The 23,090-nt window shown below is 60.6% G+C and carries 21 protein-coding genes; 9 read left to right on the top strand and 12 right to left on the bottom strand.

All coding sequences use genetic code 11. The annotated features are described in order from the left end of the window. Positions 1-116 precede the first annotated feature (116 nt). Entirely contained in the window at positions 117-1,523 is a 1,407-nt protein-coding gene (locus tag RV1423_RS13050; RefSeq protein ID WP_051516661.1) for a CoA transferase, read from the top strand. Here the strand turns inward: RV1423_RS13050 and RV1423_RS13045 are convergent. Next, positions 1,506-3,770, bottom strand: a complete 2,265-nt coding sequence (locus tag RV1423_RS13045) for a heavy metal translocating P-type ATPase (protein ID WP_034297143.1) — start codon at positions 3,768-3,770, stop codon at positions 1,506-1,508. The two genes, RV1423_RS13050 and RV1423_RS13045, sit on opposite strands and share 18 nt — an antisense overlap. Positions 3,771-3,904: 134 nt before the next feature. Here RV1423_RS13045 and cadR point away from each other — a divergent pair, with 134 nt between their 5' ends. Continuing rightward, positions 3,905-4,357, top strand: coding sequence for a Cd(II)/Pb(II)-responsive transcriptional regulator (gene cadR, locus RV1423_RS13040; RefSeq protein WP_034297141.1), 453 nt, complete (start codon positions 3,905-3,907; stop codon positions 4,355-4,357). A gap of 29 nt (positions 4,358-4,386) precedes the next feature. Here the strand turns inward: cadR and cueR are convergent, their stop codons facing one another. Together cueR and RV1423_RS13030 are read right to left on the bottom strand one after the other, a co-directional pair. Continuing rightward, on the bottom strand, positions 4,387-4,776 hold the full coding sequence (gene cueR / locus RV1423_RS13035) for a Cu(I)-responsive transcriptional regulator (RefSeq protein ID WP_034297140.1): 390 nt from the start codon (positions 4,774-4,776) through the stop codon (positions 4,387-4,389). Between the two features lie 2 nt (positions 4,777-4,778). Then, entirely contained in the window at positions 4,779-7,259 is a 2,481-nt protein-coding gene (locus tag RV1423_RS13030) for a heavy metal translocating P-type ATPase (protein ID WP_034297137.1), read from the bottom strand. A gap of 173 nt (positions 7,260-7,432) precedes the next feature. Between RV1423_RS13030 and RV1423_RS13025 the strand changes: the two genes are divergently transcribed. Then, positions 7,433-7,630 (top strand): heavy-metal-associated domain-containing protein, encoded by a 198-nt coding sequence (locus RV1423_RS13025; RefSeq protein WP_034297135.1) that lies wholly within the window; start codon positions 7,433-7,435, stop codon positions 7,628-7,630. Between the two features lie 52 nt (positions 7,631-7,682). Here RV1423_RS13025 and RV1423_RS13020 read toward each other — a convergent pair whose 3' ends face one another. The 3 genes from RV1423_RS13020 to RV1423_RS13010 are packed head-to-tail and all read right to left on the bottom strand — an operon-like array spanning position 7,683 to position 10,348. Further along, on the bottom strand, positions 7,683-8,852 hold the full coding sequence (locus RV1423_RS13020; protein WP_034297133.1) for a VWA domain-containing protein: 1,170 nt from the start codon (positions 8,850-8,852) through the stop codon (positions 7,683-7,685). A gap of 25 nt (positions 8,853-8,877) precedes the next feature. Then, the gene (locus tag RV1423_RS13015) at positions 8,878-9,465 is read right to left on the bottom strand and encodes a GNAT family N-acetyltransferase (RefSeq protein WP_034297130.1); all 588 of its coding nucleotides are present in this window, start codon (positions 9,463-9,465) and stop codon (positions 8,878-8,880) included. Between the two features lie 28 nt (positions 9,466-9,493). Beyond that, positions 9,494-10,348, bottom strand: coding sequence for a MoxR family ATPase (locus RV1423_RS13010; protein WP_034297127.1), 855 nt, complete (start codon positions 10,346-10,348; stop codon positions 9,494-9,496). A gap of 170 nt (positions 10,349-10,518) precedes the next feature. On the opposite strand from RV1423_RS13010, the gene RV1423_RS13005 reads away from it, so the two are divergent. From RV1423_RS13005 to RV1423_RS12995, 3 genes are all read left to right on the top strand, one after another. Further along, positions 10,519-12,642, top strand: a complete 2,124-nt coding sequence (locus tag RV1423_RS13005; protein ID WP_034297124.1) for a site-specific recombinase — start codon at positions 10,519-10,521, stop codon at positions 12,640-12,642. Between the two features lie 231 nt (positions 12,643-12,873). Beyond that, positions 12,874-13,188 carry a cytochrome c gene (locus RV1423_RS13000; protein ID WP_034297122.1) on the top strand — a complete coding sequence of 105 codons (315 nt, stop codon included), beginning with the start codon at positions 12,874-12,876 and terminating at the stop codon, positions 13,186-13,188. 12 nt (positions 13,189-13,200) lie between these two features. Further along, complete coding sequence (locus RV1423_RS12995) at positions 13,201-13,554, top strand: cytochrome c (protein WP_034297120.1); 354 nt, start codon at positions 13,201-13,203, stop codon at positions 13,552-13,554. A 115-nt stretch (positions 13,555-13,669) separates the two neighbouring features. Here the strand turns inward: RV1423_RS12995 and RV1423_RS12990 are convergent, their stop codons facing one another. Further along, a complete protein-coding gene (locus RV1423_RS12990; RefSeq protein ID WP_034297117.1) occupies positions 13,670-14,089 on the bottom strand; it encodes a DUF1841 family protein in 420 nt (139 codons plus the stop codon). Positions 14,090-14,281: 192 nt separating this feature from the next. Here RV1423_RS12990 and RV1423_RS12985 point away from each other — a divergent pair, with 192 nt between their 5' ends. After that, positions 14,282-15,457: a branched-chain amino acid ABC transporter substrate-binding protein gene (locus RV1423_RS12985; RefSeq protein ID WP_231502246.1), complete on the top strand. Its 1,176-nt coding sequence runs from the start codon at positions 14,282-14,284 to the stop codon at positions 15,455-15,457. A gap of 40 nt (positions 15,458-15,497) precedes the next feature. On the opposite strand, the gene nth is transcribed toward RV1423_RS12985, so the two are convergent. The 5 genes from nth to fdxA all read right to left on the bottom strand — a co-directional run bounded on the left by nth (position 15,498) and on the right by fdxA (position 20,152). Then, positions 15,498-16,148, bottom strand: coding sequence for an endonuclease III (gene nth / locus RV1423_RS12980; protein ID WP_034297114.1), 651 nt, complete (start codon positions 16,146-16,148; stop codon positions 15,498-15,500). Positions 16,149-16,154: 6 nt separating this feature from the next. Continuing rightward, the gene (rsxB, locus tag RV1423_RS12975) at positions 16,155-16,868 is read right to left on the bottom strand and encodes an electron transport complex subunit RsxB (protein ID WP_034297112.1); all 714 of its coding nucleotides are present in this window, start codon (positions 16,866-16,868) and stop codon (positions 16,155-16,157) included. Between the two features lie 128 nt (positions 16,869-16,996). Further along, the gene (locus RV1423_RS12970) at positions 16,997-18,232 is read right to left on the bottom strand and encodes a polyhydroxyalkanoate depolymerase (protein ID WP_034297111.1); all 1,236 of its coding nucleotides are present in this window, start codon (positions 18,230-18,232) and stop codon (positions 16,997-16,999) included. Positions 18,233-18,553: 321 nt separating this feature from the next. Then, positions 18,554-19,636 carry an NAD(P)/FAD-dependent oxidoreductase gene (locus tag RV1423_RS12965; protein WP_034297274.1) on the bottom strand — a complete coding sequence of 361 codons (1,083 nt, stop codon included), beginning with the start codon at positions 19,634-19,636 and terminating at the stop codon, positions 18,554-18,556. A gap of 192 nt (positions 19,637-19,828) precedes the next feature. Further along, a complete protein-coding gene (gene fdxA, locus RV1423_RS12960) occupies positions 19,829-20,152 on the bottom strand; it encodes a ferredoxin FdxA (protein ID WP_034297109.1) in 324 nt (107 codons plus the stop codon). A 331-nt stretch (positions 20,153-20,483) separates the two neighbouring features. Here fdxA and RV1423_RS12955 point away from each other — a divergent pair, with 331 nt between their 5' ends. Next, positions 20,484-21,686 (top strand): ABC transporter substrate-binding protein, encoded by a 1,203-nt coding sequence (locus RV1423_RS12955; protein ID WP_034297272.1) that lies wholly within the window; start codon positions 20,484-20,486, stop codon positions 21,684-21,686. Positions 21,687-21,808: 122 nt separating this feature from the next. After that, positions 21,809-22,981, top strand: coding sequence for a nicotinate phosphoribosyltransferase (gene pncB, locus RV1423_RS12950; protein WP_034297107.1), 1,173 nt, complete (start codon positions 21,809-21,811; stop codon positions 22,979-22,981). Positions 22,982-23,090 lie beyond the last annotated feature (109 nt).

Genomic DNA, 23,090 nt, shown 5'->3' with positions numbered 1-23,090 from the left:
AACAAATGCGTTTATGTTGAGATTTGTATTGACGATTATGTTGATTATCTTAATCAATATTGACAATTAAAACGACTGGAATATGCTGGCCATCATCTTGTTGAAGAGAGGCAGATATGTTGAATCGCGAATCATCCGAATCCAGTGTGCGCGGCTTCCTGCGTGAGATATGGCTGGCCGCCCACGGCCGCGAGGCCGATCTGGAGCATGTGCATTTCACCGGCAGCGGCAGCTTGCCGTCGATCTTTGCCGTCACCGACCTGGCGACGGCCTCGGTCGGCGCCGCCGGGCTGGCTGTGGCCGAGCTGATGCATGCCGGCGGCGGCGAGTTCGCGCGCGTGCAGGCCGACCGCCGGCTGGCGTCGTTCTGGTTCGGTTCCTCGATCCGGCCGCAAGGCTGGGAAGCGCCGTCTTTGTGGGATACAGTCGCCGGCGATTACCAGACTGCCGACGGCTGGATACGTCTGCACACCAATGCCCCGCATCACCGCGAAGCGGCGCTGACCGTGCTCGATGCGACGGCCGACCGTGCCGCCGTGGCGCAGGCGGTGGCCGGCTGGCAAGCCGAAGAACTCGAAATCGCCGTGGTCGCTCAGGGCGGTTGCGCCGCGCAGATGCGCACGATGGAGCAATGGCGTTGGCATCCCCAGGGCGCGGCGGTCAACAGCGAACCGCTGCTGCATATCGCCGAAGGTCCTGGCGCCGTTGCGCCGGACTGGCAGATCGGCAAGCAGCGTCCGTTGCAGGACATTCGCGTGCTGGACCTGACGCGCGTGCTGGCGGGACCGACCGCGACGCGGTTCATGGCGGGTTTCGGCGCCGACGTGCTGCGCATCGATCCGCCGACCTGGGACGAACCGGGCGTGGTCCCCGATATGGTGCCTGGCAAGCGTTGCGCGCGGCTCGACCTGAAGACCTCGCTGGGGCAGGAAATCTTCACGCAGTTGCTGGCGCAAGCCGATGTGCTGGTGCATGGCTACCGTTCGGATGCGCTGGCCGGGATGGGCTTTGACACCGCCAGCCGCCGCCGCATCAATCCGGCGCTGGTCGACGTCAGTCTCGATGCTTACGGCTGGAGCGGTCCGTGGAAAGCCCGGCGCGGATTCGACAGCCTGGTGCAGATGAGCAGCGGCATCGCCGAGGCCGGCATGCGTCGGCTCGGACGCGACAAGCCGACGCCGCTGCCGGTGCAGGCGCTCGACCATGCCGTCGGCTATCTGCTGGCGACCGCCGCGATACGCGGCCTGACGCAGCGTGTGAAAACCGGCAAGGGCATTGAAATGCGCACGTCGCTGGCGCGCATGGCGCAATTGCTGGTGACTGAATCCGGGCGGCAGGTCGACGCGGTGCTGCAAGCGGAAAACGCCGCCGACCTCGCGCCGGCGATTGAAGAAACATTTTGGGGGCCGGCCCGGCGGCTGCACGGACCGGTGGCGGTCGGCCGCACTGCGATGGCATGGGACCGTCCGGCGATGCCGCTCGGTTCGGCGTCGCCGGAGTTCCAATCAGAGCGAGCGCACTAGCCGCAAACCGTTGAAAACCACGATCAGGCTCGCACCCATATCGGCGAACACCGCCATCCACAGCGAGCTTTCGCCGGTCAGCGCGAGCACCAGGAAAATCGCCTTGATGCCGAGCGCGATCGCGATGTTCTGCATCAGCACGCGATGCGTTTTTTTGCTCAGGTCAATGAAGTCGGGAATCTTGCGCAAGTCATCGTCCATCAGCGCGACGTCGGCGGTTTCCAGCGCGGTGTCGGTGCCGGCCGCGCCCATGGCGAAACCGATCTGGGCGCGTGCGAGTGCAGGCGCATCGTTGATGCCGTCGCCGACCATGCCGACATGGCCGTGCCGCTCGATCAGGCCGGCGATGGCGTCGAGTTTATCCTCAGGCAACTGATCGCCGCGGGCGTCGTCGAGTCCGACGATGTCGGCGATGGCGCGTGCAGTGTGCGCATTGTCGCCGGTCAGCATGGTGACGCTGACGCCAAGCTTGTGCAGGCGCGCGATGGCCTCGCGGCTGCTATCGCGCACGGTGTCGGCGACCGCCAGCAGCAATTGCGCGCTGCCGTCGCGGCACAGGATGGTGGTTGTCTTGCCTTGTTTTTCCAATACCTGCAAGCGTTCTTCCAGCGCCGGGCTGCACATGCCCATTTCATGCACCAGGCGGTGATTGCCGAGGTAGAACTCGCTGCCGCCGATACGGCCTTTGACGCCGCGTCCGGTCAGCGCTTCGAAATCGGTAACGTCATCGGCAACCTCATCGGCTGCGCCGTTTTGCAGCGATTTCCAGTGCGCGGCAATCGCCGCCGAGACCGGATGGTCGGAGCGCAGCGCCAGGCTGGCGGCATGCCGCAACAACATCGCTTCATCGTCCGCGGACAATAGCTGCACATCGGTGACGACCGGCTTGCCGTGCGTGATGGTGCCGGTCTTGTCGAGCGCCAGCGCCTTGAGCAGGCGGCCTTGTTCCAGATAGACGCCGCCCTTGATCAGGATGCCGTGGCGCGCCGCCGCCGCCAATCCGCTGACGATGGTAACCGGCGTGGAAATCACCAATGCGCAAGGACAGGCGATCACCAGCAGCACCAGCGCTTTGTAGAACCACGGATAGAACGCTGCGCCGAATGCGAACGGCGGGACGACGGCGACCAGCACCGCGACCGCCACGACCGCAGGAATGTAATAGCGCGCGAATTGATCGACGAAACGCTGCGTCGGCGCGCGCTGGCCTTGCGCCTGCTGCACGCTTTTGACGATGCGCGACAGCGTCGATTCGCTTTGCGCAGCGGTGACGCGATAATCGAAGGCGCTGTGGCCGTTGATGGTGCCGGCAAAGACCTGGTCGCCGGCTTGCTTGGCGACCGGCATGCTCTCGCCAGTGATGGGCGCCTGGTTGACGGCCGGCTGTCCTTGCGTGACGACGCCGTCGAGCGGAATGCGCTCGCCCGGTTTGACGCGCACTTCGGCGCCGGGGGCCACCAGCTTCGCGGCCAGGCTGATCCACGCGCCGTCCTGCAAGACGGTGGCCTGGTCCGGCGACATCGCCATTAATCCGGCAATGGCATTGCGCGCGCGGTCCAGCGACAGCGATTCGATCATTTCTGCCAGTGTAAACAGCACGATGACGACGGCGGCTTCCGGCCATTGGCCGATGATGGCGGCGCCGATCACAGCCAGCGACATCAGGAAGTTCATGTTCAGCGACAAATGGCGCAAGGCGATCCAGCCTTTTTTGAGCGTGTCCACGCCGCCTGTCGCAATCGCGAACAAGGCCAGCGCAATGACTGCCAGCGAGCGGTCGTCGCCGCTGTTCCACGCCACGACTTCGGCGGCCAGCGCCGCCACGCCGGCGATGCCGACCATCAGCCATTTGCGCGCCGGGATGGCGTAGGAGGCGCCGTGGTCATCTTCATCGCTGCCGATGCTGGCATCGAGCGTGTCGCTTTTGACCTTGGGCAGCATGTCGAGCGCGGTCAGCGTCGCGACGATGGGGGCGACCGAGGCCAGCCGATGCTGCACGGTCAGTTCGCGCTGGATCAGGTTGAACTGCATCGCCGCAACGCCGTCCATGTGCGACAGGCGTTCGCGGATCAACTTTTCTTCGGTCGGGCAATCCATTTTCTGGATGAAGAAAACCGCTTCTTCGGCATCCTTCAGGCCGGTCGGCCTGGCGTTGCCGGCAGCAGGCGAGGAGGCGCCATGATCGTGCCCGTGACCACTTTCCTGGTCATCCTGATGGTTGTGGTCGTGATGACAACAATTCGACATGCATACTCCTGACAAGCAAAATATGAGGGCTTGCTGTATATTTAAAACCCTGAACCAGCTACAGGGTCAAGTCTTTCATGACCCTGTTTCCAGGCGGGTTTCATTGTTCTACAGTAGCCAATACAGGAGCAGGCATGGATATCTTGAAAATAGGCGAACTGGCCGCGCTCACCGATTGCCCGGTGGAAACCATCCGTTACTACGAGCGTGAAACGCTGTTGCCTGCGCCGACGCGCTCGCAGGGAAATTACCGTTTATACGGCGACGCCCACGTCGAGCGTTTGCAATTCATCCGTCATTGCCGTTCGCTCGACATGACGCTCGATGAAGTGCGTAGCCTGCTGCAATTTCGCGACGCGCCCGAAGAGAATTGCGGCGAGGTCGATGCCTTGCTCGACAAGCATATCGACCACGTCGCGCAACGCATCAACGAACTCAAGAACCTGCAAGTACTGTTGAAGAAGCTGCGCGCGCAATGCGACAGCGCACAGCCGACCAAAGACTGCGGCATCCTGCAGGGCCTGGCCAACATGGGCGACGACAGCAAGCCGGTCAATCTCGGCAGCCACGGCAGCGGCTGTCATTGAAGTTGACGTCGTGTAGGGAGCGTCTTCTCTCAGTGGCAGCTCAAGGCGTCGAGGATAGGACAATCCGGACGGGAATCTCCGTGGCAATGCTGTACCAGTTGTTCCAGCGTCGATTTCATTGCCTGTAATTCACGGATTTTCTCGTCCAGGTCATTGATGTGTTCGCTGGCCAGTTGCTTGACTTTGCGGCTCGGACGCGACTGGTCCAGCCACAGGCCCATCAGGTCGGCAATCTGCTTCATCGAAAATCCCAGCACGCGTCCTTGCCGGATAAAGCGCAGCAGATGCACGTCGCGTTCGCTGTAGAGGCGGTAGCCGGCGTCGGAACGCGCCATCTTCGGCACCAGGCCGATGTCTTCGTAGTGACGGATCATTTTGGCCGTGACGCCGGACGCCCGGGCGGCTTCGCCGATATTCATGCTCATGGTTTTTCTCCCTTGCCGTCATGCGGATGCCAGCGTTTCAGCAGGAGCGCATTGCTGACCACGCTTACGCTCGATATCGCCATCGCGGCGCCGGCAATCATCGGATTCAACAGGCCGAAAGCCGCCAGCGGAATGCCGACGACGTTGTAGATGAACGCCCAGAACAGGTTCTGGCGGATCTTGCCGTAGGTGCGCCGCGAGATGTCGATGGCGTCCGCCACCAGCGCCGGATCGCCGCGCATGAGCGTGATGCCGGCGGCTTGCATGGCAACGTCGGTGCCGGTGGACATGGCGATGCCGACATCGGCGGCGGCCAGCGCCGGCGCGTCGTTGATGCCGTCGCCGACCATCGCGATGATTTCCCGGCTCTCGCCGCCGTCATTGCGCAAGCCGACGATCGCCTGCGCCTTGTCAGCCGGAAGGATGTTGGCACGGAAATCGTCGAGGCCGAGTTCTTTTGCTACATGCGCGGCCGCGCCGTAATTGTCGCCGCTCAACATCACGGTGCGGATGTTCAGGTCGTGCAGGCGTCGTATTGCCTTCAGCGCACTAGGCTTGACGGTGTCGCCGAACGCCAGTAGGCCGAGCAGCGTCATGCCGTGTTCCGCATCGTCCTGCGCCAGCCAGGAGATCGTGCGGCCTTGCTGTTCCAGTTCATGCGCCGCAGCGCCGAGCGCAGGGCGGCTGTCCGGCGCGGCGCCCAGTTCCTGCATCCAGCGGGCGCTGCCGAGATAGGTCCGTCGGCCATCGACGATGGCCTGGGTGCCGCGGCCGGGGATGGACTTGCTGTCGCTTGCGGCTGCCGGCGCGATGTTTTTCCTTGCGGCGGCGGCCATCACTGCATGCGCCAGCGGGTGTTCGCTGTTGCGCTGGAGCGCGGCGGCAATGCCGAGCAATTCATCTTCGTTGCGGCCGACCGCATGCAGCGCCGCCAGCACCGGCTTGCCTTCGGTCAGCGTGCCGGTCTTGTCGAAAGCGACGGCGGTGATGCGATGGGCGATTTCCAGCGCTTCCGCATCCTTGATCAGGATGCCGTGACGCGCCGCCACGCCGGTGCCGGCCATGATGGCGGTCGGCGTCGCTAGGCCGAGCGCGCACGGACAGGCGATCACCAGCACGGCGACGGCATTGAGCAGCGCCTGTTCCCAATCGCCGCCGATCAGGCCCCAGCCCAGCAGCGTCAGCAGCGCCAGCGCCAGGACGACGGGAACGAACACGGCGCTGACCTGATCGACCAGGCGCTGTATCGGCGCCTTGGCCGCCTGTGCGTGTTCGACCATGCGAATGATGCGGGCCAACACGGTTTCGGCGCCGATGGCGGCGGTTTCGACAAGCAGCAGGCCGTCGCCGTTGATGGCGCCGCCGGTGACGCGGTCGCCGGCCTGTTTTTCCATCGGCAGGCTTTCGCCGGTGAGCATCGATTCGTCCAGTTGGCTGAGTCCTTCGCGCACGACGCCATCGACGGCCACGCGTTCGCCGGGACGCACCACCACCAGATCGCCGATGCGGACCGCGGACAGGGCGACCTCGCTGTCGACGCCGTCGCGCCGCACCGTGGCCTTGTCCGGACGCAGCGCGTTGAGCGCGCGGATGGCATCGGCGGTCTGGCGTTTGGCGCGGGCCTCCAGCCATTTTCCGAGCAGCACCAGCGTAATGACGGCGGCCGCCGCTTCAAAATAGAAGTGCGCCTCACCATGCATGCCGGCGTGGGCGTCGTTGCCCAGCCATTGCCGGAACAACTGGTAGAGCGACAATCCGTAGGCGGCGCTGGTGCCGAGCGCGACGAGCAGATCCATGTTGCCGGTATGCGCTTTCAGCGCGCGCCAGCCGGCGCGATAGAAACGCGCGCCGAGCCAGAACTGCACCGGCGTCGCCAGCAGCAGTTGCCATGTTCCCGGCAATTGCCATGCAATGCCGAAAAGCATCAGCAGCATTGGCAGGATCAGCGGCGCCGTCAGGATGGCGCCCGCGGCCACCGACCACCAGGCGGGCAAGGCGGCGGTTTTCTGCGCACCGACCTGCGTTGCGGCTGGAAGGCTGGCGTCATAGCCGGCACGCCCGACCGCTGCAATCAACGCCTCGACGGGCACGTCGGCAGTTGTCGCGAGCGTAGCTTTTTCGCTGGCGAGATTGACCGAGACCTCGCTCACGCCGGGCACTTTGCGCAGGGCTTTTTCCACCCGGCCGACGCAGGAAGCGCAGGTCATGCCGGCTATGTCCAGCGTGATTTCTTTTTGCCGGACGTCATAGCCGGCCTTGTTGACGGCGGCGATCAGTTGTTCGGCATGGACGCCCGGTTCTGCTTGCACGGTGGCAAGTTCGGTGGCCAGGTTGACGCTGACGTCGCGCACCGAGGGGATCGCACGCAAGGCTTTTTCGACACGGCCGACGCAGGAGGCGCAAGTCATGCCTTCAACTGCCAGCGTCAGTTCTTGCAGCCTGGGAGAAGCGGATAAAGAGGATATCGAAGAGGGCATGAGTAGCTCGTAGAGGAATTGATCATGATGTCAGCATGATCCTTCCCATCATGGTAAGGTCAAGGCTCATTCTGACACAAATGGCGAGGACAAGTGCTTGACCTTGCCTGCATGGGAAGGTTTAAGCTGCGTTCGTCAACTCAGGATTCGTTAACCGGAAAAGGAGCAATGCCATGCTGACATTCAATGTACAGGATATGACCTGCAACCACTGCGCTGGCGCTATCACCCGCGCCGTCAAGGAAGTCGACGCCGACGCCAAAGTCGACGTGCAGGTGGCGGAGAAGCGCGTCAATATCGACAGCAGCGTCGCTGCGGCGGAGTTCGCCGAAGCGATCAAGGAAGCCGGTTATACGCCCGTTGCCGTTTAAGCCCGGCACCGTCGTCCCGGTGCAAGCCGGGTGATGGCGGGTCGGCGCCGAGTTACTTGCTCAACAGGCGCATGGCTCGTTCCAGTCCGTCAATCGTCAGCGGAAACATCCGCTGGCTCATCAGTTGCTGGACGATGGCGATCGATTGCCGGTATTGCCACAAGCCTTCCGGTTCCGGATTGAGCCAGGCGAAATTGCCGAAGGTGCTGGTGAAGCGCTGCAGCCAGACGGCGCCGGCTTCTTCGTTGTTATATTCCACCGAGCCGCCGGGCTGGACGATTTCGTAAGGGCTCATGGTCGCGTCGCCGACGAAGATCAGCTTGGTGTCCGGCGCATACTTGTGCAGCAGATCCCAGGTCGGGAAGCGTTCGGCGTGGCGCCGGCGATTGTTCTTCCACACATAGTCGTAGACGCAGTTGTGGAAGTAGAAAAATTCCATGTTCTTGAATTCCGTCCTGGCGGCGGAAAACAATTCTTCGGTGCGCGCGATGTGGTCGTCCATCGAGCCGCCGACATCGAACAGCATCATCACCTTGATGTTGTTGCGCCGTTCAGGCTGCATCCTGATGTCGAGATAGCCGGCGTTGTTGGCGGTGGCGCGGATGGTGTCATCCAGCGCCAGCTCTTCCTCGGCGCCGTCGCGTGCGAACTTGCGCAGGCGGCGCAGCGCCACCTTGATGTTGCGCGTGCCGAGCTCGCGTTCGCTGTCGTAATCCTTGTAGGTGCGCTCGTCCCACACCTTGACCGCGCTGCGGTTCTTGCCGGCGCCGCCGATGCGGATGCCTTCCGGGTTGTAGCCGCTGTTGCCGAACGGCGAGGTGCCGCCGGTGCCGATCCATTTGTTGCCGCCTTCGTGGCGCTCATGCTGTTCCTTGAGCAACTCCTTGAGACGGTCCATCAGCTTGTCGTAGCCGAGCTTCTCCAACGCCGCTTTCTGTTCCGGCGTCAGTTCGCGCTGCATGCGTTTCATCAGCCAGTCGAGCGGGATTTCCGGGTTCTTTTCAAAGATCGTTTCTATGCCCTTGAAATAGCTGCCGAAGGCTTTGTCGAACTTGTCGTAATTAGCTTCGTCCTTGACCAGCGTGACGCGTGATAGGTAGTAAAAGTCATCGATAGCCGGCGAGATGACGTTCTTTTGCATGGCCTCAAGCAGGATCAGGAACTCCTTGATGGAGACCGGGATCCGTGCGTCCTTGAGCGTGAAGAAAAAGTCGATCAGCATGATGAAATAAAGTGGCGGTCCGGAATCAATGGCCCAGCTTGAATTGCAGATGACGTTTGACCGTCGGCCATTCGGATTCGATGATCGAGAACACCACCGTATCGCGCAGCGAGCCGTCCGGCATGCGTTGATGGTTGCGCAGGATGCCGTCCTGTTTGGCGCCCAGGCGCAGGATGGCGGTGCGCGATTGCTGGTTCATCCAGTGCGTGCGGAATTCCACGGCGATGCAGCGCAGCGTCTCGAACGCATGGGTCAGCAGCATCAGCTTGCACTCGGTGTTGATGCCGGTGCGCTGGGCGCTGGCGGCGGTCCAGGTGGAACCGATCTCGAGCCGGCGATGCATGGCGTCGGCGTTCATGTAGGTCGTCATGCCGCATAAGGCGCCGGTATCATGGCGCCGCGTGACGAAAGGCAGCATCGAGCCTTGTTCCTGCAACCTGAGACGACGTTCGATTTCGGCGCGCATGTTTTCGGGTTTGGGAATGGAGGTATACCAGAGCTTCCACAGCTTGCCGTCCGAAGCCGCCGCGATCAGCGCGTCGTGATGGTCGAGCGACAGCGGTTCGAGCGTGGCGTACTGACCTTTGAGCGTGATCGGGTGCAGGAATTGCATGGCGGACTCCTTGCGGGGCAGTGTACGGTTAACGGTTGTTGCGGGACATGAACACCAGGCGTTCGAACAGATGCACGTCCTGTTCATTCTTGAGCAGGGCGCCATGCAGCGGCGGGATGGATGCCTTGCCGTCCTTGCTGTGCAAGGTCTCGGCCGGAATGTCTTCGGCCAGCAGCAGCTTGAGCCAGTCGATCAGTTCCGAGGTCGACGGTTTCTTTTTCAATCCCGGGATGTCGCGCACTTCATAAAATGTCTGCAGCGCCTGCGCCAGCAGGTCGCGCTTGAGGTGCGGAAAGTGCACGTCGACGATCTGCTGCATGGTGTCCTTGTCGGGGAACTTGATGTAATGGAAGAAGCAGCGGCGCAGGAAGGCGTCGGGCAATTCCTTTTCGTTGTTCGAGGTGATGATCACCAGCGGGCGATGCCTGGCCTGGACCATCTCGCGCGTTTCGTAGACATAGAACTCCATGCGGTCGAGTTCGCGCAGCAGATCGTTGGGAAACTCGATGTCGGCTTTGTCGATTTCGTCGATCAGCAGGACTTGCGGCTCATCGGCGGTAAACGCCTGCCACAGCACGCCCCTGACGATGTAGTTGTGGATGTCCTTGACGCGCTCGTCGCCGAGTTGCGAATCGCGCAGGCGCGATACCGCATCGTATTCGTACAGACCTTGTTGCGCCTTGGTGGTCGATTTGATATGCCATTGCAGCAAGGGCCGGTTCAATGCGGATGCCACTTCTTCGGCCAGCATGGTCTTGCCGGTGCCGGGTTCGCCCTTGATCAGCAGCGGGCGCTGCAAGGTCAGCGCGGCGTTGACGGCCAGTTTCAGGTCGTCGGTGGCAACGTAACTGGAGGAACCTTCAAAGCGTGTTTCTTGTCGCATGGCAGGATGTCATCAGGACGAAAATAAATCCGAGTATAAGGTAAAAATCCGGGAGCACATTCCGTGTCCGGTTGAAATCCGGCATTTCGTCCCCAAATAGTATTGCTATGTGATCGACGGCGCCTTTGTCGTTGTTGCCGATCCTTTTTCCTCATAAAACAGAGTGAGGCATGAAGTTTCTTTTCCTTAAGATACGCGTGATCTGGCGGCGCTTTCGCCATGGCCTGCAAGCGCGTTACGAACACCACGCCGATCATGCGCCGCAGTTGGAAGTCCTGATGCGTCGCGCCGATCCCGATTCCGCCTGGCACGATCGCGCCAACTGGATGATCGATGTCGCCGAATGGATACGCCATCAGCCCAAGGTGTCCCTGTTGGACGCCGAGGGCTGGCGCCGGGTCAAGCATCAGCGCGTGCGCGCGATGCTCGACTGGCTCGACGCGCATCGCGATATCCGGCGGCAAGTCCAGAACTGCTTGCAAAAGACCCTGCGCGAAGCCAGCGGCCCCGAGTTGTTTTCGGTCACCGGTTTGCCGCATGAGTCCGCCTTTTTCTCCGAACTGACCGAGCGCGCCTTCAAAATACTGCTGCCGCGGCATCTGTCGCCGAGCGAGCTGCCGACCTTGTTCGCCGCGATGTTTCCTGATCCGGACGACGCCGAATGGTTGCTCGAACTAGACCAGGAGTTGCAGGAGCGCCTGTGGAAGCTGGCTGCCGACGACGGCATTTCGCACACCTATTGGCAGCAGATCGAAGAGGCCCTGACCTATCTGACCACGGTGGTGGTGGCCGACGGCATCAGCCCGGCGTTCCGCCAGCGGCTGGAACCGAAGATGCCTCTGCAGGCCACGCCGTTCATGGCGTTGCGGCGGGAGATGGAAGCCTATCTGCGCGCCGCTCCCTATGACGAAGGTGCCTTGCGCAGCGCGCGTATGCTGATCGCGGTGTGCCAGGCGCAGACCGACCGCATTTATGCCCATCTGGACGAATACGGCGTTTCGGTCAGCCTGGTGTATCGCCTCGAACGCATGCGCGCGCAACTTGGGCGCATGGGACGGCTGATCGACGTGCGCTCCTCGACGTGGAAGGCGCAGCCGGCAACTCCCGAAACCGGCCGCGTGCAACTGCTGCTGGCGGATCTGGTCGCCGCGCATCACAGCCGCTCGTCGGTGCGCAGCCTGGTGCGGCGCAGCTTTGCGCTGCTGGCGCGCAAGATGGTCGAACGCAGTGCCGATCATGGCGAACACTACATCGCGCGCGACCGCGCCAGCTATTACGCGATGCTCAAGGCCGCCTGTTTCGGCGGCATCGTGACGGCGTTTACCGTGCTCATGAAAATCGCCTTGGGCAAACTGGGGCTGGCGGATTTCTTCGAAGGCGCTTTTGCATCGCTGAACTACGCGATCAGTTTCCTGATCATCGCCGCCATTGGCGGCGTGCTCGCCACCAAACAGCCTGCGGTGACCGCGCCGGCGCTGGCGGCCAAGATGGGCGAGCTGGATACCGTCGACGGATTGCGCGCCTTGCTCGGCGAGACCGCGATGCTGCTGCGATCGCAGGCGGCGGCGATCTTCGGCAATATCGCGGCGGTGATTCCGACCATGCTGCTCATCACGGCCGCGTTCATGCTGATGTTCGGCGCCACGCTGATGACGCCGGACAAAGCACGTGCCGCCATGCATGACCTGTCGCTGGTCGGGCCGGCGCCCTTGTATGCCGCCTTCACCGGCGTCCTGTTGTGGTTGTCCAGCCTGGCTGCGGGTTTTGCCGACAACTGGTTTGCCCTGCGCCGCCTGCGCGAGGCGCTGGCGCACCAGCGCCGCCTGGTCCATGCGCTCGGCGCCACGCGTGCCGCGCGCTGGGCGGCCTGGCTGGAACGCCATGTCGCCACCATCGCCGGCAATGTGTCGCTTGGCGTCTTGCTAGGCATGACGCCGGTGCTGGCGCATTTTTTCGGTTTGCCGCTGGATGTGCGCCACGTCACGCTGGCGACCGGTACGCTGGTTGCCGCCGGCGCCAGCCTCGGCTGGGGTATCGTGGCGACGCCGGCCTTCTGGCTGGCGGTCTGCGGCGTCCTGCTGATCGGCGCGCTGAACGTGGGCGTGGCGTTTTCTTGTGCGCTGGCCCTGGCTTTGCGCGCGCGCGACATTCCTGCGCGGATTCGGCGTGTGGTTTTTCGTGCTGTGCTGCGACGTTTCACGGCTTCGCCATGGACGTTCTTCTTCCCTGAAAAAGCCGTAAGCGCTTCTGTCAAGCCTGTTCCGACCGAATCGGAAACTGAAGAAGAACGCTGAAGCAGCGCAATAAGCCGAGCTTGAGGGCAGCGCTGTTGTAATTTGGCGCGCCGCGACAGTTTGACTCGCGGCGCTCTTGGGGTAAAATCAACCGGTTTTTTGGCGTCGCAGGGGAAGGGCGAGAATGCTTAAGCCAAATTGGTTGAGCCAATAATGTATAGCCAAACCTGTGGAACCAGCTTCGAAAAGTGTCGTGTTTCGCCTTGTTTGATTTTATTTACCCCTGCCAATATGAAAAAACTATTCGTACTGCTCGCTTTTGCGGGTGTTGCCAGCGCGGCCTCGGCCGTCGATCTTGCAGGTAACACCGGTAAGGTCAATGTGTCGATGTGCATCGGCTGTCACGGGATTCCGGGCTACAAAGCGACTTACCCCGAGGTCTATCAGGTCCCCATGCTGGGCGGCCAGTCTGAAAAATATATCGAGAACGCGCTGAAGGCCTATCAAAAAGGCGAGCGTAAGCATCCAAGCATGCAGGGTATCGCCGCCAGCCTGTCCGACAAGGACATCGCTGCACTGGCTGCTTACTACTCACAGCAAAAATAAGGGAAGCACGAGATGAAAAATATCCTGACCTGGGCGGTTTTTGCCGCTGCCTCCGCTGTTTCCCTGCATGCCCTCGCGGCGGGCAATGCCGAATCGGGCAAGCTGCTGGTTGAAAAATACAATTGCGCTTCCTGCCACGGCAAAGATTTCAATTCCCCGATCGACCCGTCCTACCCGAAGCTGGCGGGCCAGCATCAGGATTACCTGCAACACGCGCTGATCTCCTATCGACGCGGCAACGACGGCATGAACGGTCGCACCAACGCGATCATGGCCGGCCAGGCCAAGGTGCTGACCGACAAGGACATCCAGGACATCACCGCTTATCTGCATGGCTTGCCGGGTTCGCTGGTGCTGCAAAAGTAATGTGCAGTAAATGCGGCAACGTAAAAAGCCTCTTCATTGAAGAGGCTTTTTTCATGGTCGCGTCATGCGATGGTGAATGCTAGAACGCATCTCATGCCTATTGATGAAATGAGTTCTAGCGGCGCTTGATGCTTTCGATATAAGCCGCGCCATCCGGAGGCAGGCCGCTGCGCTGTGAATTCCAGATCATCTCGCCCAGGCATTCCATGATTTCATGATGCGCTTCATGTTCCGAGCCCTTGCGCTGCGCCAGCGCCTGGAAGGCTTTGCGGATGCCGGGCGGCTGGTCGATCGAAATCTGCTCGCTGATCGACAAATGCATCGACAGATGCAGGAAGGGATTGTGCCCTTGCTCGACCGAATAGTCTGCCGCCAGCGCCTGTTCGACATCGGCCAGGGCATCGTCGTATTCGGGATGCTGGGCGATCCAGTCGCGGGCGATGGCTTCGAGCGGGGTCAGGATCTGGTTGGCGCGATGCTTGCGGAAGGTTTCGCAGAAGAAGCGGCGTACGTCATGCTGGGACGGGTTGAACATTGCGGCGGCTGGTAAAACGCGTGAAAGCCTTATTGTACGTCCTATCGGCAAGATCGTCCGGAGCAAGCGGACAGTGAGCAATTGCGAAGGCATTCTGCACAAGGATTCAAGCAGATCGAATTGTCCTGCGGTAATATGTCCGCGCAAGACGAGCACACATCGTCACATCCAGGGAGAAAGGGAACTCCGCTCATGAAACTCATGCTTTGCAGTTTTCAGCTAGCGTTCCTGTTGTTGGCGGCGCCATTGGCATCGATGGCGTCGGTCGCCAAAGAAGCGGCGAAAGAGAAAGAAATGCAAATCGTCCTGATCGGTTATGCCGGTCCGTTGAGCGGCACTTCCGCCGGCGTCGGCAAAAGCATGGCCAATGCCGTGCAACTGGCGATCGATGAAGCCAACCGGCACGGTTTGCAAATCCAGGGCAAGCCGGTGCAGTTGCAGGCGCTGATCCAGGATGACCGCACCAATCCGCGCACTGCCGAATTCGTGGCGCACTATCTCGTCAAAAGCGGCGTCATCGGCGTGATCGGGCACTGGAACAGCGCCGCCAGCCTGGCGGCTGCACCCATCTACAATGCTGCCGGCGTGATCCAGATTTCACCTGCTACCATGAGCACGCTGTACACCCAGCAAGGCAACCGTGCCGTGTTCCGCACCATTGGCAACAACGGCAGCGCCGGCAGCTACACCGCCGACTATGCCGTCAAGAGCCTGCAGGCAAGGCGCTTTCTCGTGGTTGACGACGGCACGCCGTTCGGACGCGGCTTCGCCGAGCAATTCAGCCGTTCGGCGAAGGATAACGGCGCCCAGATTGTCGGTTCGCATTCCGTCAGCGACAAGACTTCGGACTTCAATGCGGTGCTGGCCGACGTGGCCAGGCTACGGCCTGACGCCGTACTGTTCGGCGGACTCGACATGCAGGCGTCGACCTTGGCACGCAGCCTGAAGCGGCGTAATCCCGAGACCCGCTTCATCGGTGCCAGCGGCACGGTCGGCTTACCGTTCCTGCGGGCGGCGGGCGCCGACGGCAATGGCAGCATTGTGCTGGAGCCGGGTTTGCCGATGGATAAAATGCCGGGTTGGAAGAGCTTCGAGAAGAACTATATGCAAAAATTCGACAGCAATATCGACTTGTACGCCCCGTTCGCTTACGACGCTACGCAAGTGCTGATCGCCGCCATGCGGCAGGCCAATTCAGTGGAGCCGAAGAGGGTCGCGGAAGTGCTGCATGAAATTCGCTTCAACGGCATGACGGGAACGATTTCCTTCAATCAGGACGGCGACCTCAACAATCCGACCTTCACCATCTATGAAGTGCAGAACCAGAGCTGGGTTGTGAAGAAGGTCATCAGCGGCAGCGCCAATTGATTGACAGGGAGACGCTGACAGGACGCCGCTAGCGGCTGTCCTAAACACCCTTTTGCGGCAGCGGCGTTTTTTGCCTGAACTCGCACAGATCTGCGATGATGCAGTTCCAGCATTGCGGCTTGCGCGCGGTACAGGTGTAGCGACCGTGCAGGATGAGCCAGTGATGGGCGTCCTGCAGGAATTCCGGCGCCACGAATTTCATCAGCTTGCGTTCGACTTCATCGACATCTTTGCCCGGCGCAATGCCGGTACGGTTGGAAACGCGGAAGATATGCGTATCGACCGCGATGGTCGGATGGCCGAAGGCGGTATTGAGCACCACATTGGCAGTCTTGCGGCCGACGCCGGGCAGGGCTTCCAGCTCTTCGCGTGTCTGCGGCACTTCACCATCATGCTGTTCCAGCAGGATGCGGCAGGTCTCGATGACGTTTTTGGCCTTGGTGCGGAACAGGCCGATGGTCTGGATGTAGGGAATCAGCTTGTCCACGCCCAGCTTGTAGATCTTGGCCGGCGTATTGGCGACCGGGTACAGCTTGCGCGTGGCCTTGTTGACGGAGACGTCGGTGGCCTGGGCCGACAGCAGCACCGCGATCAGCAACTCGAACGGCGTGGAGTACTCCAGTTCGGTGGTCGGGGTCGGATTGGCTTGGCGCAGGCGGGTGAAGATTTCGCGGCGTTTTTCGCTGTTCATGGCTGGTCAGTTTGGCTTGGCGTTCGGTTGGTCGCTGCTGGCGGCGGCTTGTTCTTTTTTCAGGCGTGCGCGTTCAATGGCTGCCTGGATGAGGGCTTTCTTGCGATCCTGCTCGGCTTTTTCTGCGGGCGTCAGTGCGTCGACTGCTTCGACTTCCCTGAGTTTTGCGGCGGCTTTCGCGGCCAGGCGGGCATCGTTTTCTTCCTTCTCGCGGAGCAGTCGGACGTTGCGGAAATCATGCTGCCTGCGGGCGGCGTCGGCTTGTTCCTGCGACCAGGCGTTCCAGCCGGTTTTGCCCGGCGTGATTTCCACCATCTCGATGCAGTCAACCGGGCAGGGCGCCACGCACAGATCGCAGCCGGTGCAGGCATCAGCCAGCACGGTATGCATTTGTTTGGCGGCGCCGACGATGGCGTCGACCGGGCAGGCCTGGATGCACAGCGTGCAACCGATGCAGGCGGTTTCATCGATGACCGCGCGGGTGCGGCTGCGTTCGACGCCGTTGGCGGGATTGAGCGGCACGACCGGCTTGCCGAGCAATTGCGCCAGCCGCGCGACGCCTTGCGCGCCGCCGGGCGGACATTGATTGTAGCCGGCGCGGCCATCTGCAATCGCTTCCGCATACGGGCGGCAGGCGGGGTAGCCACACTTGCCGCATTGGGTTTGCGGCAGCAGGTTTTCGATCTGGTCGGCAAGTGAGAGGACTGCGGAAGATGACACGGTGAGATAAAAAAGCGAAATGAAGCCGTATTATCCCGGGAAACCGGCATGGCGTGGGAAATGAGAACCGTCAGGCGACAAAAAAGCCTTTGCCGGCGTTCGGCAAAGGCTTGCGGGACATGCTGCGATCAGGAGTTGGCTTTGATGAATTCGCCGATCTTGGGACAGATGATTTCACGCCAGCGGCGGCCCGAGAAAATGCCGTAGTGGCCGCACTTGGGGGCAGTGAAATGCTGCTTGCGCGACTTGGGAACCGACGAGCACAGATCTTGCGCGGCCTGGGTCTGGCCGGAGCCGGAAATGTCGTCCAGCTCGCCCTCGATGGTGAACAGCGCCACCGATTTGATATCTTGCGGACGCACCGGTTTGCCTTCGATCTTCCAGGTGCCTTGCGGCAGGTCGAAGTCCTGGAACACGATCTTGATGGTTTCCAGGTAGAACTCGGCCGGCATGTCCAGCACGGCATTGTATTCGTCGTAGAATTTGCGGTGGCTTTCGGCGGATTCGTCGTCGCCGTCGCGCAGGTGCATGTAGAAATCCCAGTGGCTTTCCGCGTGGCGACGCGGGTTCATGGCGACGAAACCGGCGTGTTGCAGGAAGCCCGGATAAACCTTGCGGCCGAAGCCGGGATAATTCGGCGGTACGCTGTAGATCACGGTATTTTCAAACCAACTGAACGGCTTTTCGGTCGCCAGGTCGTTGACCGAGGTCGGCGATTTGCGGGCGTCAATGGGGCCGCCCATCATGGTCATGCTCTTGGGCAGCCTGGGATCATCGGCGCTGGCCATCAGTGAGATCGCCGCCAGCACCGGCACGGTCGGCTGGCACACTGAAATGACGTGTACGTCCGGACCGAGCGTGCGGATGAATTCCTGTATGTAATAGACATAGTCGTGCAGGTGAAAGGCGCCTTTGTCGAGCGGCACCATGCGTGCGTCGGTCCAGTCTGTGATGAAGACGTCATGGCCCGGCAGCAAGCCGCGCACGGTGTCGCGCAGCAGCGTCGAATGGTGGCCGGACAGCGGCGCCACCAGCAGCACAGTGGGTTGCCCGAGCGCGGCAAACTGTTTGCTGTCCATATCCTTGCTGAAGTGGATCAGGCGGCAGAAAGGTTTTGTTTCGGCAATTTTTTCGATGACGCCGACAGTCTTGCCGTTGATTTCGGTCGATTCGATCTGGAACTGAGGTTTTTCGTAGTCTTTGCCGAGGCGATACAACAGCTCGTAGCCGGCAGCGATACGTTGTGCAAATGGCGTGTGGGCTAGCGGGGAGACTGGGTCGGAGAACAGCTTGGCCGAGGTTTCCGCCCATTGCATCAGGGGATTGAGAAAGGCGCGGTTTAATTCGTGAAGTTGATAAAGCATGGCGGACCTTTACACATATTACGCATGAAGCTGGCTGATAGGTTCACAACGGCATCATGTGCTGTCGAGACTACAATCTTGCTATGTTGCAATGCAATATTTTACCATGCTTTGCCTGTGGCCGTGGCGCTTCGGGGCATGATAAAAACACCAAATGTCGACAAAGAATTTTCAGGTTGTCGATCAAATAAAGGCTTTTTATTCAACGATTTATAGCGACATTATCGGCATCCGAATGTTTGACTTGAACCTATATGTGGGGCGAAAGGCAAGAAAAAAGCCCCTGTCCGAATGGAGAGGGGCTTTGTCGGCAAAACGGGATTAATCGAAAACCGGTGTTTCCACGCCGAGGATCTTGTGCAGTTTCGGCGATGTCGTCGTGTACTGCATATGGATCTTCTTCTCGGGGAAAATGTAGGGCGCCGCGCCGAAAGCGGCCAGCGCGGCTTCGTGGAAGCCAGACAGGATCAGTTTCTTCTTGCCCGGGTAGGTGTTGATGTCGCCGACTGCGAAGATGCCGGGAACATTGGTTTCGAATTTCTCGGTGTCGACAACCTTGAGCTGTTTGCGCTCGATGTCCAGGCCCCATTCGGCGATCGGACCCAGCTTCGGCGACAGGCCGAAAAACACCAGCAGCATGTCCAGCGGCAGGCGGCGGGTGACGCCATCGGCGCCGGTGACCTTGATCTCGGACAGCTTGCCGTCCTTGGTTTCGAAGCCGGTGGCCTGGCCGACCAGGAATTGCATTTCGTACTGTTCGCACAGTTCCTTCATCTTGGCGACCGAGGCCGGCGCGGCGCGGAATTCTTCGCGACGGTGCAGCAGCACGACGGATTCGGCTTTGCCGACGAAGTTCAGCGCCCAGTCCAGCGCGGAGTCGCCGCCGCCGCAGATGACGATATTCTTGCCTTCAAACAGCGCAGGTTCCTTGACGCGGTAGAACAGTTGCGAGCCTTCGAAGGCTTCGATGCCGTCGACCTTCAGCGTGCGCGGCTGGAACGAACCGACGCCGGCGGCGATGAAGATGGTCTTGGTGATGAACTTGGTGCCGGCGGAAGTTTCGAGATCGAAACGGCCGTCTTCGCGCTTTTGCACCACGGTGACTTCCTGGCCCAGGTGGAAAATCGGATCGAACGGCTCGATCTGCTTCAACAGGTTGTCGGTCAGTTCCTGGCCGGTGCAGACGGGTACGGCAGGGATGTCGTAGATCGGCTTGTCAGGATACAGTTCGACGCATTGGCCGCCGACATTGGGGAGCGAGTCGATGATGTGCGCCTTGATTTCCAGCAGGCCCAGTTCGAATACCTGGAACAGGCCGACAGGACCGGCGCCGACGATGACGGCATCGGTTTCGATCGGTGTTGTCTTGCCGGCGTCGGCGGCAGCGATCTTGAAGTTATCCATATAAAAATCCAATTCCCGTTTCAGTTGAGGGTGCTTCCAGGCTCAATTGGCTATCGGCCAGGGCAGGTCTGCACGGCATATCGCCCATGCATTCCCGGTCTTGGCTGGATGGCTGGAGGTGAAGGCTGTCGGTCGAGGAGGGCGGAGCCGGGCTCTGCTGTCAGTGTTCCCGGCGCCGCGCCGATGCAGCGCTTAGCGTTGCAGGAACTCCAGTTTGTTCTTGACGTCTTTCCATTCCTCGGCTTCCGCCAGGGGGGCCTTGGTCTTGGTGATAGAAGGCCAGTTGCGCGCCAGTTGCTCATTGAGCTTGATGAACTCCTGCTGATCGGCCGGGACGTCTTCTTCCGCATAGATCGCATTGACCGGACATTCCGCAACGCAAACGGCGCAGTCGATGCACTCGTCCGGATCAATTGCGAGAAAATTCGGGCCTTCGCGGAAGCAATCAACCGGGCATACATCAACGCAGTCCGTGTAACGGCAGCGGATGCAGGATTCGGTCACAACGTGGGTCATAACAGTCCTATCTGTAAAATTTCTTTAAAACCGATGGCAAACTCACCCGGAATTAGTGGCAATATGGCGCGATTCATTTTGCGCACGTATGGATATTGCCGCCGGAGTTTGTATTCTTCCTGCGTGTTGCGTATTTTTCAGGCAAATTCGGAGCAAATCCTCTGCTTGAGCAACAATTTCTATGCAACCGGCTGGAAAGCCTTGTATTTTAAGGCAATTCAACTTTTCTCACAAATGAGGCTTATACAGATTGCGTATAAGTAAATATGAAATATTCATTCGTCCAAGGACAAGATTAAAAGTGCATGACGAACAAGCAAAGGCAGGCTTCATGAGGCGCGCTCTGGCCGTGCTGGCAATGGCTGCGGGCGTGGCGGCGGCTGCGGCGGCCCAGGCCGGGAACATCCGCATCGGCGAAATCAACAGTTTTACCGGCGCGACGCAGTCCGGCCAGGCTTACCGTAACGGGGCCGAATTGGCCGTTGCCGAAATCAACGCCGCCGGCGGTCTGCTCGGCCGCCAATTGGAGCTGATTGCGCGCGACGACAATGGCAGTTCCGACGAAGCGGTCCGGCATGCCCAAGCCCTCATCAGGACGGACCGCGTGGACGTGTTGACTGGTTCCATGCTGTCGAACGTGGCGCTGGCCGTGGCAAAGACGGCGGCGTCGGAGAAAAAGCTGTTCGTGGTCGGCGACGCCCTGTCGGACGCGATTACGCTGGACAAGGGCAATCGCTATACCTTCCGCCTGCGGCCGTCGACCTACATGCAGGCCGCGATGCTGGCGGAAGTCGCCGCCAGGCTGCCGGGACGCCGTTGGGCCATCGTCGCGCCCAACTATGAGTACGGGCAAAGTGCAGTGTCCAACTTCAAGCTGTTGTTGAAAGAACGCCGTCCGGACGTCGAATTCGTCGCCGAGCAATGGCCGGCCCTCGGCAAGATGCGCGCCGAGGCAGTCGTGAAGGTGCTGCGCCAGGCGCGTCCGGACGCTATTTTCAACGCCACGTTCGGCGGCGATCTGAAGGAGTTCGCGGAAGAGGGCAGCCGTCAGGGCTTGTTCGCCGCCAGCACCGTCTTTTCGATGTCCGCTGGCGAAGCGATCGGTGACACGCTGGCGCAATATGAAGGCGCCAAGAACTGGGTGGTGCTCGGCTATCCCGCCGAACAGATCGCGACCGCCGAACATCAGCGCTTTCGCGAGGCATACCTGAAGCGCTTCAGCGAGCGTCCGCTATTGTCGGCGATCTTCGGCTACAGCACCATCATGTCGATCGCCGCAGGCATCAAGAAGGCCGGCTCCGTCGATTCGGAGAAACTGGTCGTCGCCATGCGCGGCCTGGGCGTGGAAACACCGGTCGGTCCGATCACCTTCCGCGCCGAAGACCAGCAGTCGAGCATGGGCGCTTTCGTCGCAACGCTGGTCTGCAAGGACGGCCGCAGCAGCATGAACGACTGGCGCTACCTCGACGGCATGCGCTACATGCCGGGCGACACCTATGTCAGAAGCCGCCGGCCGGCGTCGGCGATGCGATGAGCGTTGCGGGCCGTGCCCGAACATCGACCCCGCCCGCGGACGGGGCGCCTTCCGCTTCATCCAAGGTAAGATAGTATCCCTTGTCCCTTCATAGCAACGATCATTGCGAATCGTCAGGCACCATGATTATTTCTTCCTTGCTCGATACCGATCTTTACAAGTTCACGATGATGCAGGTCGTGTTGCATCACTTCCCGGGGGCGCAAGTCGAGTACCGCTTCAAATGCCGTAATGAGGACATCGACCTGACGCCCTACATCGACGAGATCAAGGCCGAAATAGCCGCCTTGTGCCGCCTGCGCTTCCAGGAAGCTGAGTTGGCCTACCTGCGAAGTTTTCGCTTCATCAAGAGCGATTTCGTCGATTTTCTGGATTTGTTCCACCTCAACGAAAAATACATCAGCGTCGTGCCATCGCCGGCCAACAACGGCGAGATCGAGATCCAGGTCAAGGGGCCGTGGTTGCACACCATCCTGTTCGAAGTGCCGGTGCTGGCCATCGTCAACGAAGTCTATTTCCGCGATACGCAGCGTGCGCCCGATTACGAAACCGGCCGCGCGCGCCTGCGCGAAAAAATCGCACTGCTGACCGACAATCCCCTGCTGGAAGGTTGCAAGATCGCCGACTACGGCACGCGCCGCCGTTTCTCGCGCAGTTGGCATGCCGAGGTGATCCTGGCGATGAAGGAAAGCATGGGCAGCCATTTCGCCGGCACCTCCAACGTCCAGTTCGCCATGCAGCACGATCTGACGCCGTTGGGCACGATGGCGCACGAATACCTGCAAGCCTGCCAGGCGCTCGGTGCGCGCCTGCGCGATTCGCAGATATACGGCTTTGAAATGTGGGCGCGGGAGTATCGCGGCGACCTCGGCATCGCCTTGTCGGATGTCTACGGCATGGATGCTTTCCTGCGCGACTTCGACATGTATTTCTGCAAGCTGTTCGATGGCGCCCGCCACGATTCCGGCGATCCCTTCGAATGGGGCGAGCGCTTGCTGCAGCACTACAACGACAACCGCGTCGACGCCAAGAGCAAGGTGCTGGTGTTCTCCGATGGCCTCGACTTCGACAAGGTGGTCTCGCTCTATCTGCGTTTCAAGGACCGCGCCAAGGTCGCCTTCGGCGTCGGCACCAATCTCACCAACGACCTCGGTTATACGCCCTTGCAGGTGGTCATGAAGATGGTGCGCTGTAACGGCCAGCCGGTGGCGAAACTCTCCGATACGCCGGCCAAGAACATGTGCGACGATGAAGCCTACGTCAAGTATTTGCGGCAGGTGTTCGAAATCAAATAAGCGTTTTCCCGTACATGAATCCGCAATAAAATTGCTCGGGTTGAAATATTTTAAAGCGAGCCGATCCTGGTGATCGGCAACGGCCTTGCTGTTATAGTGTGCCCTCGTC

Source organism: Herbaspirillum sp. RV1423 (genome assembly GCF_000577615.1).
Classification (GTDB): domain Bacteria; phylum Pseudomonadota; class Gammaproteobacteria; order Burkholderiales; family Burkholderiaceae_D; genus Herbaspirillum.
The sequence above is the reverse complement of the archived record's forward strand: the minus strand, read 5'-3'. Positions and strand labels throughout refer to the sequence as shown.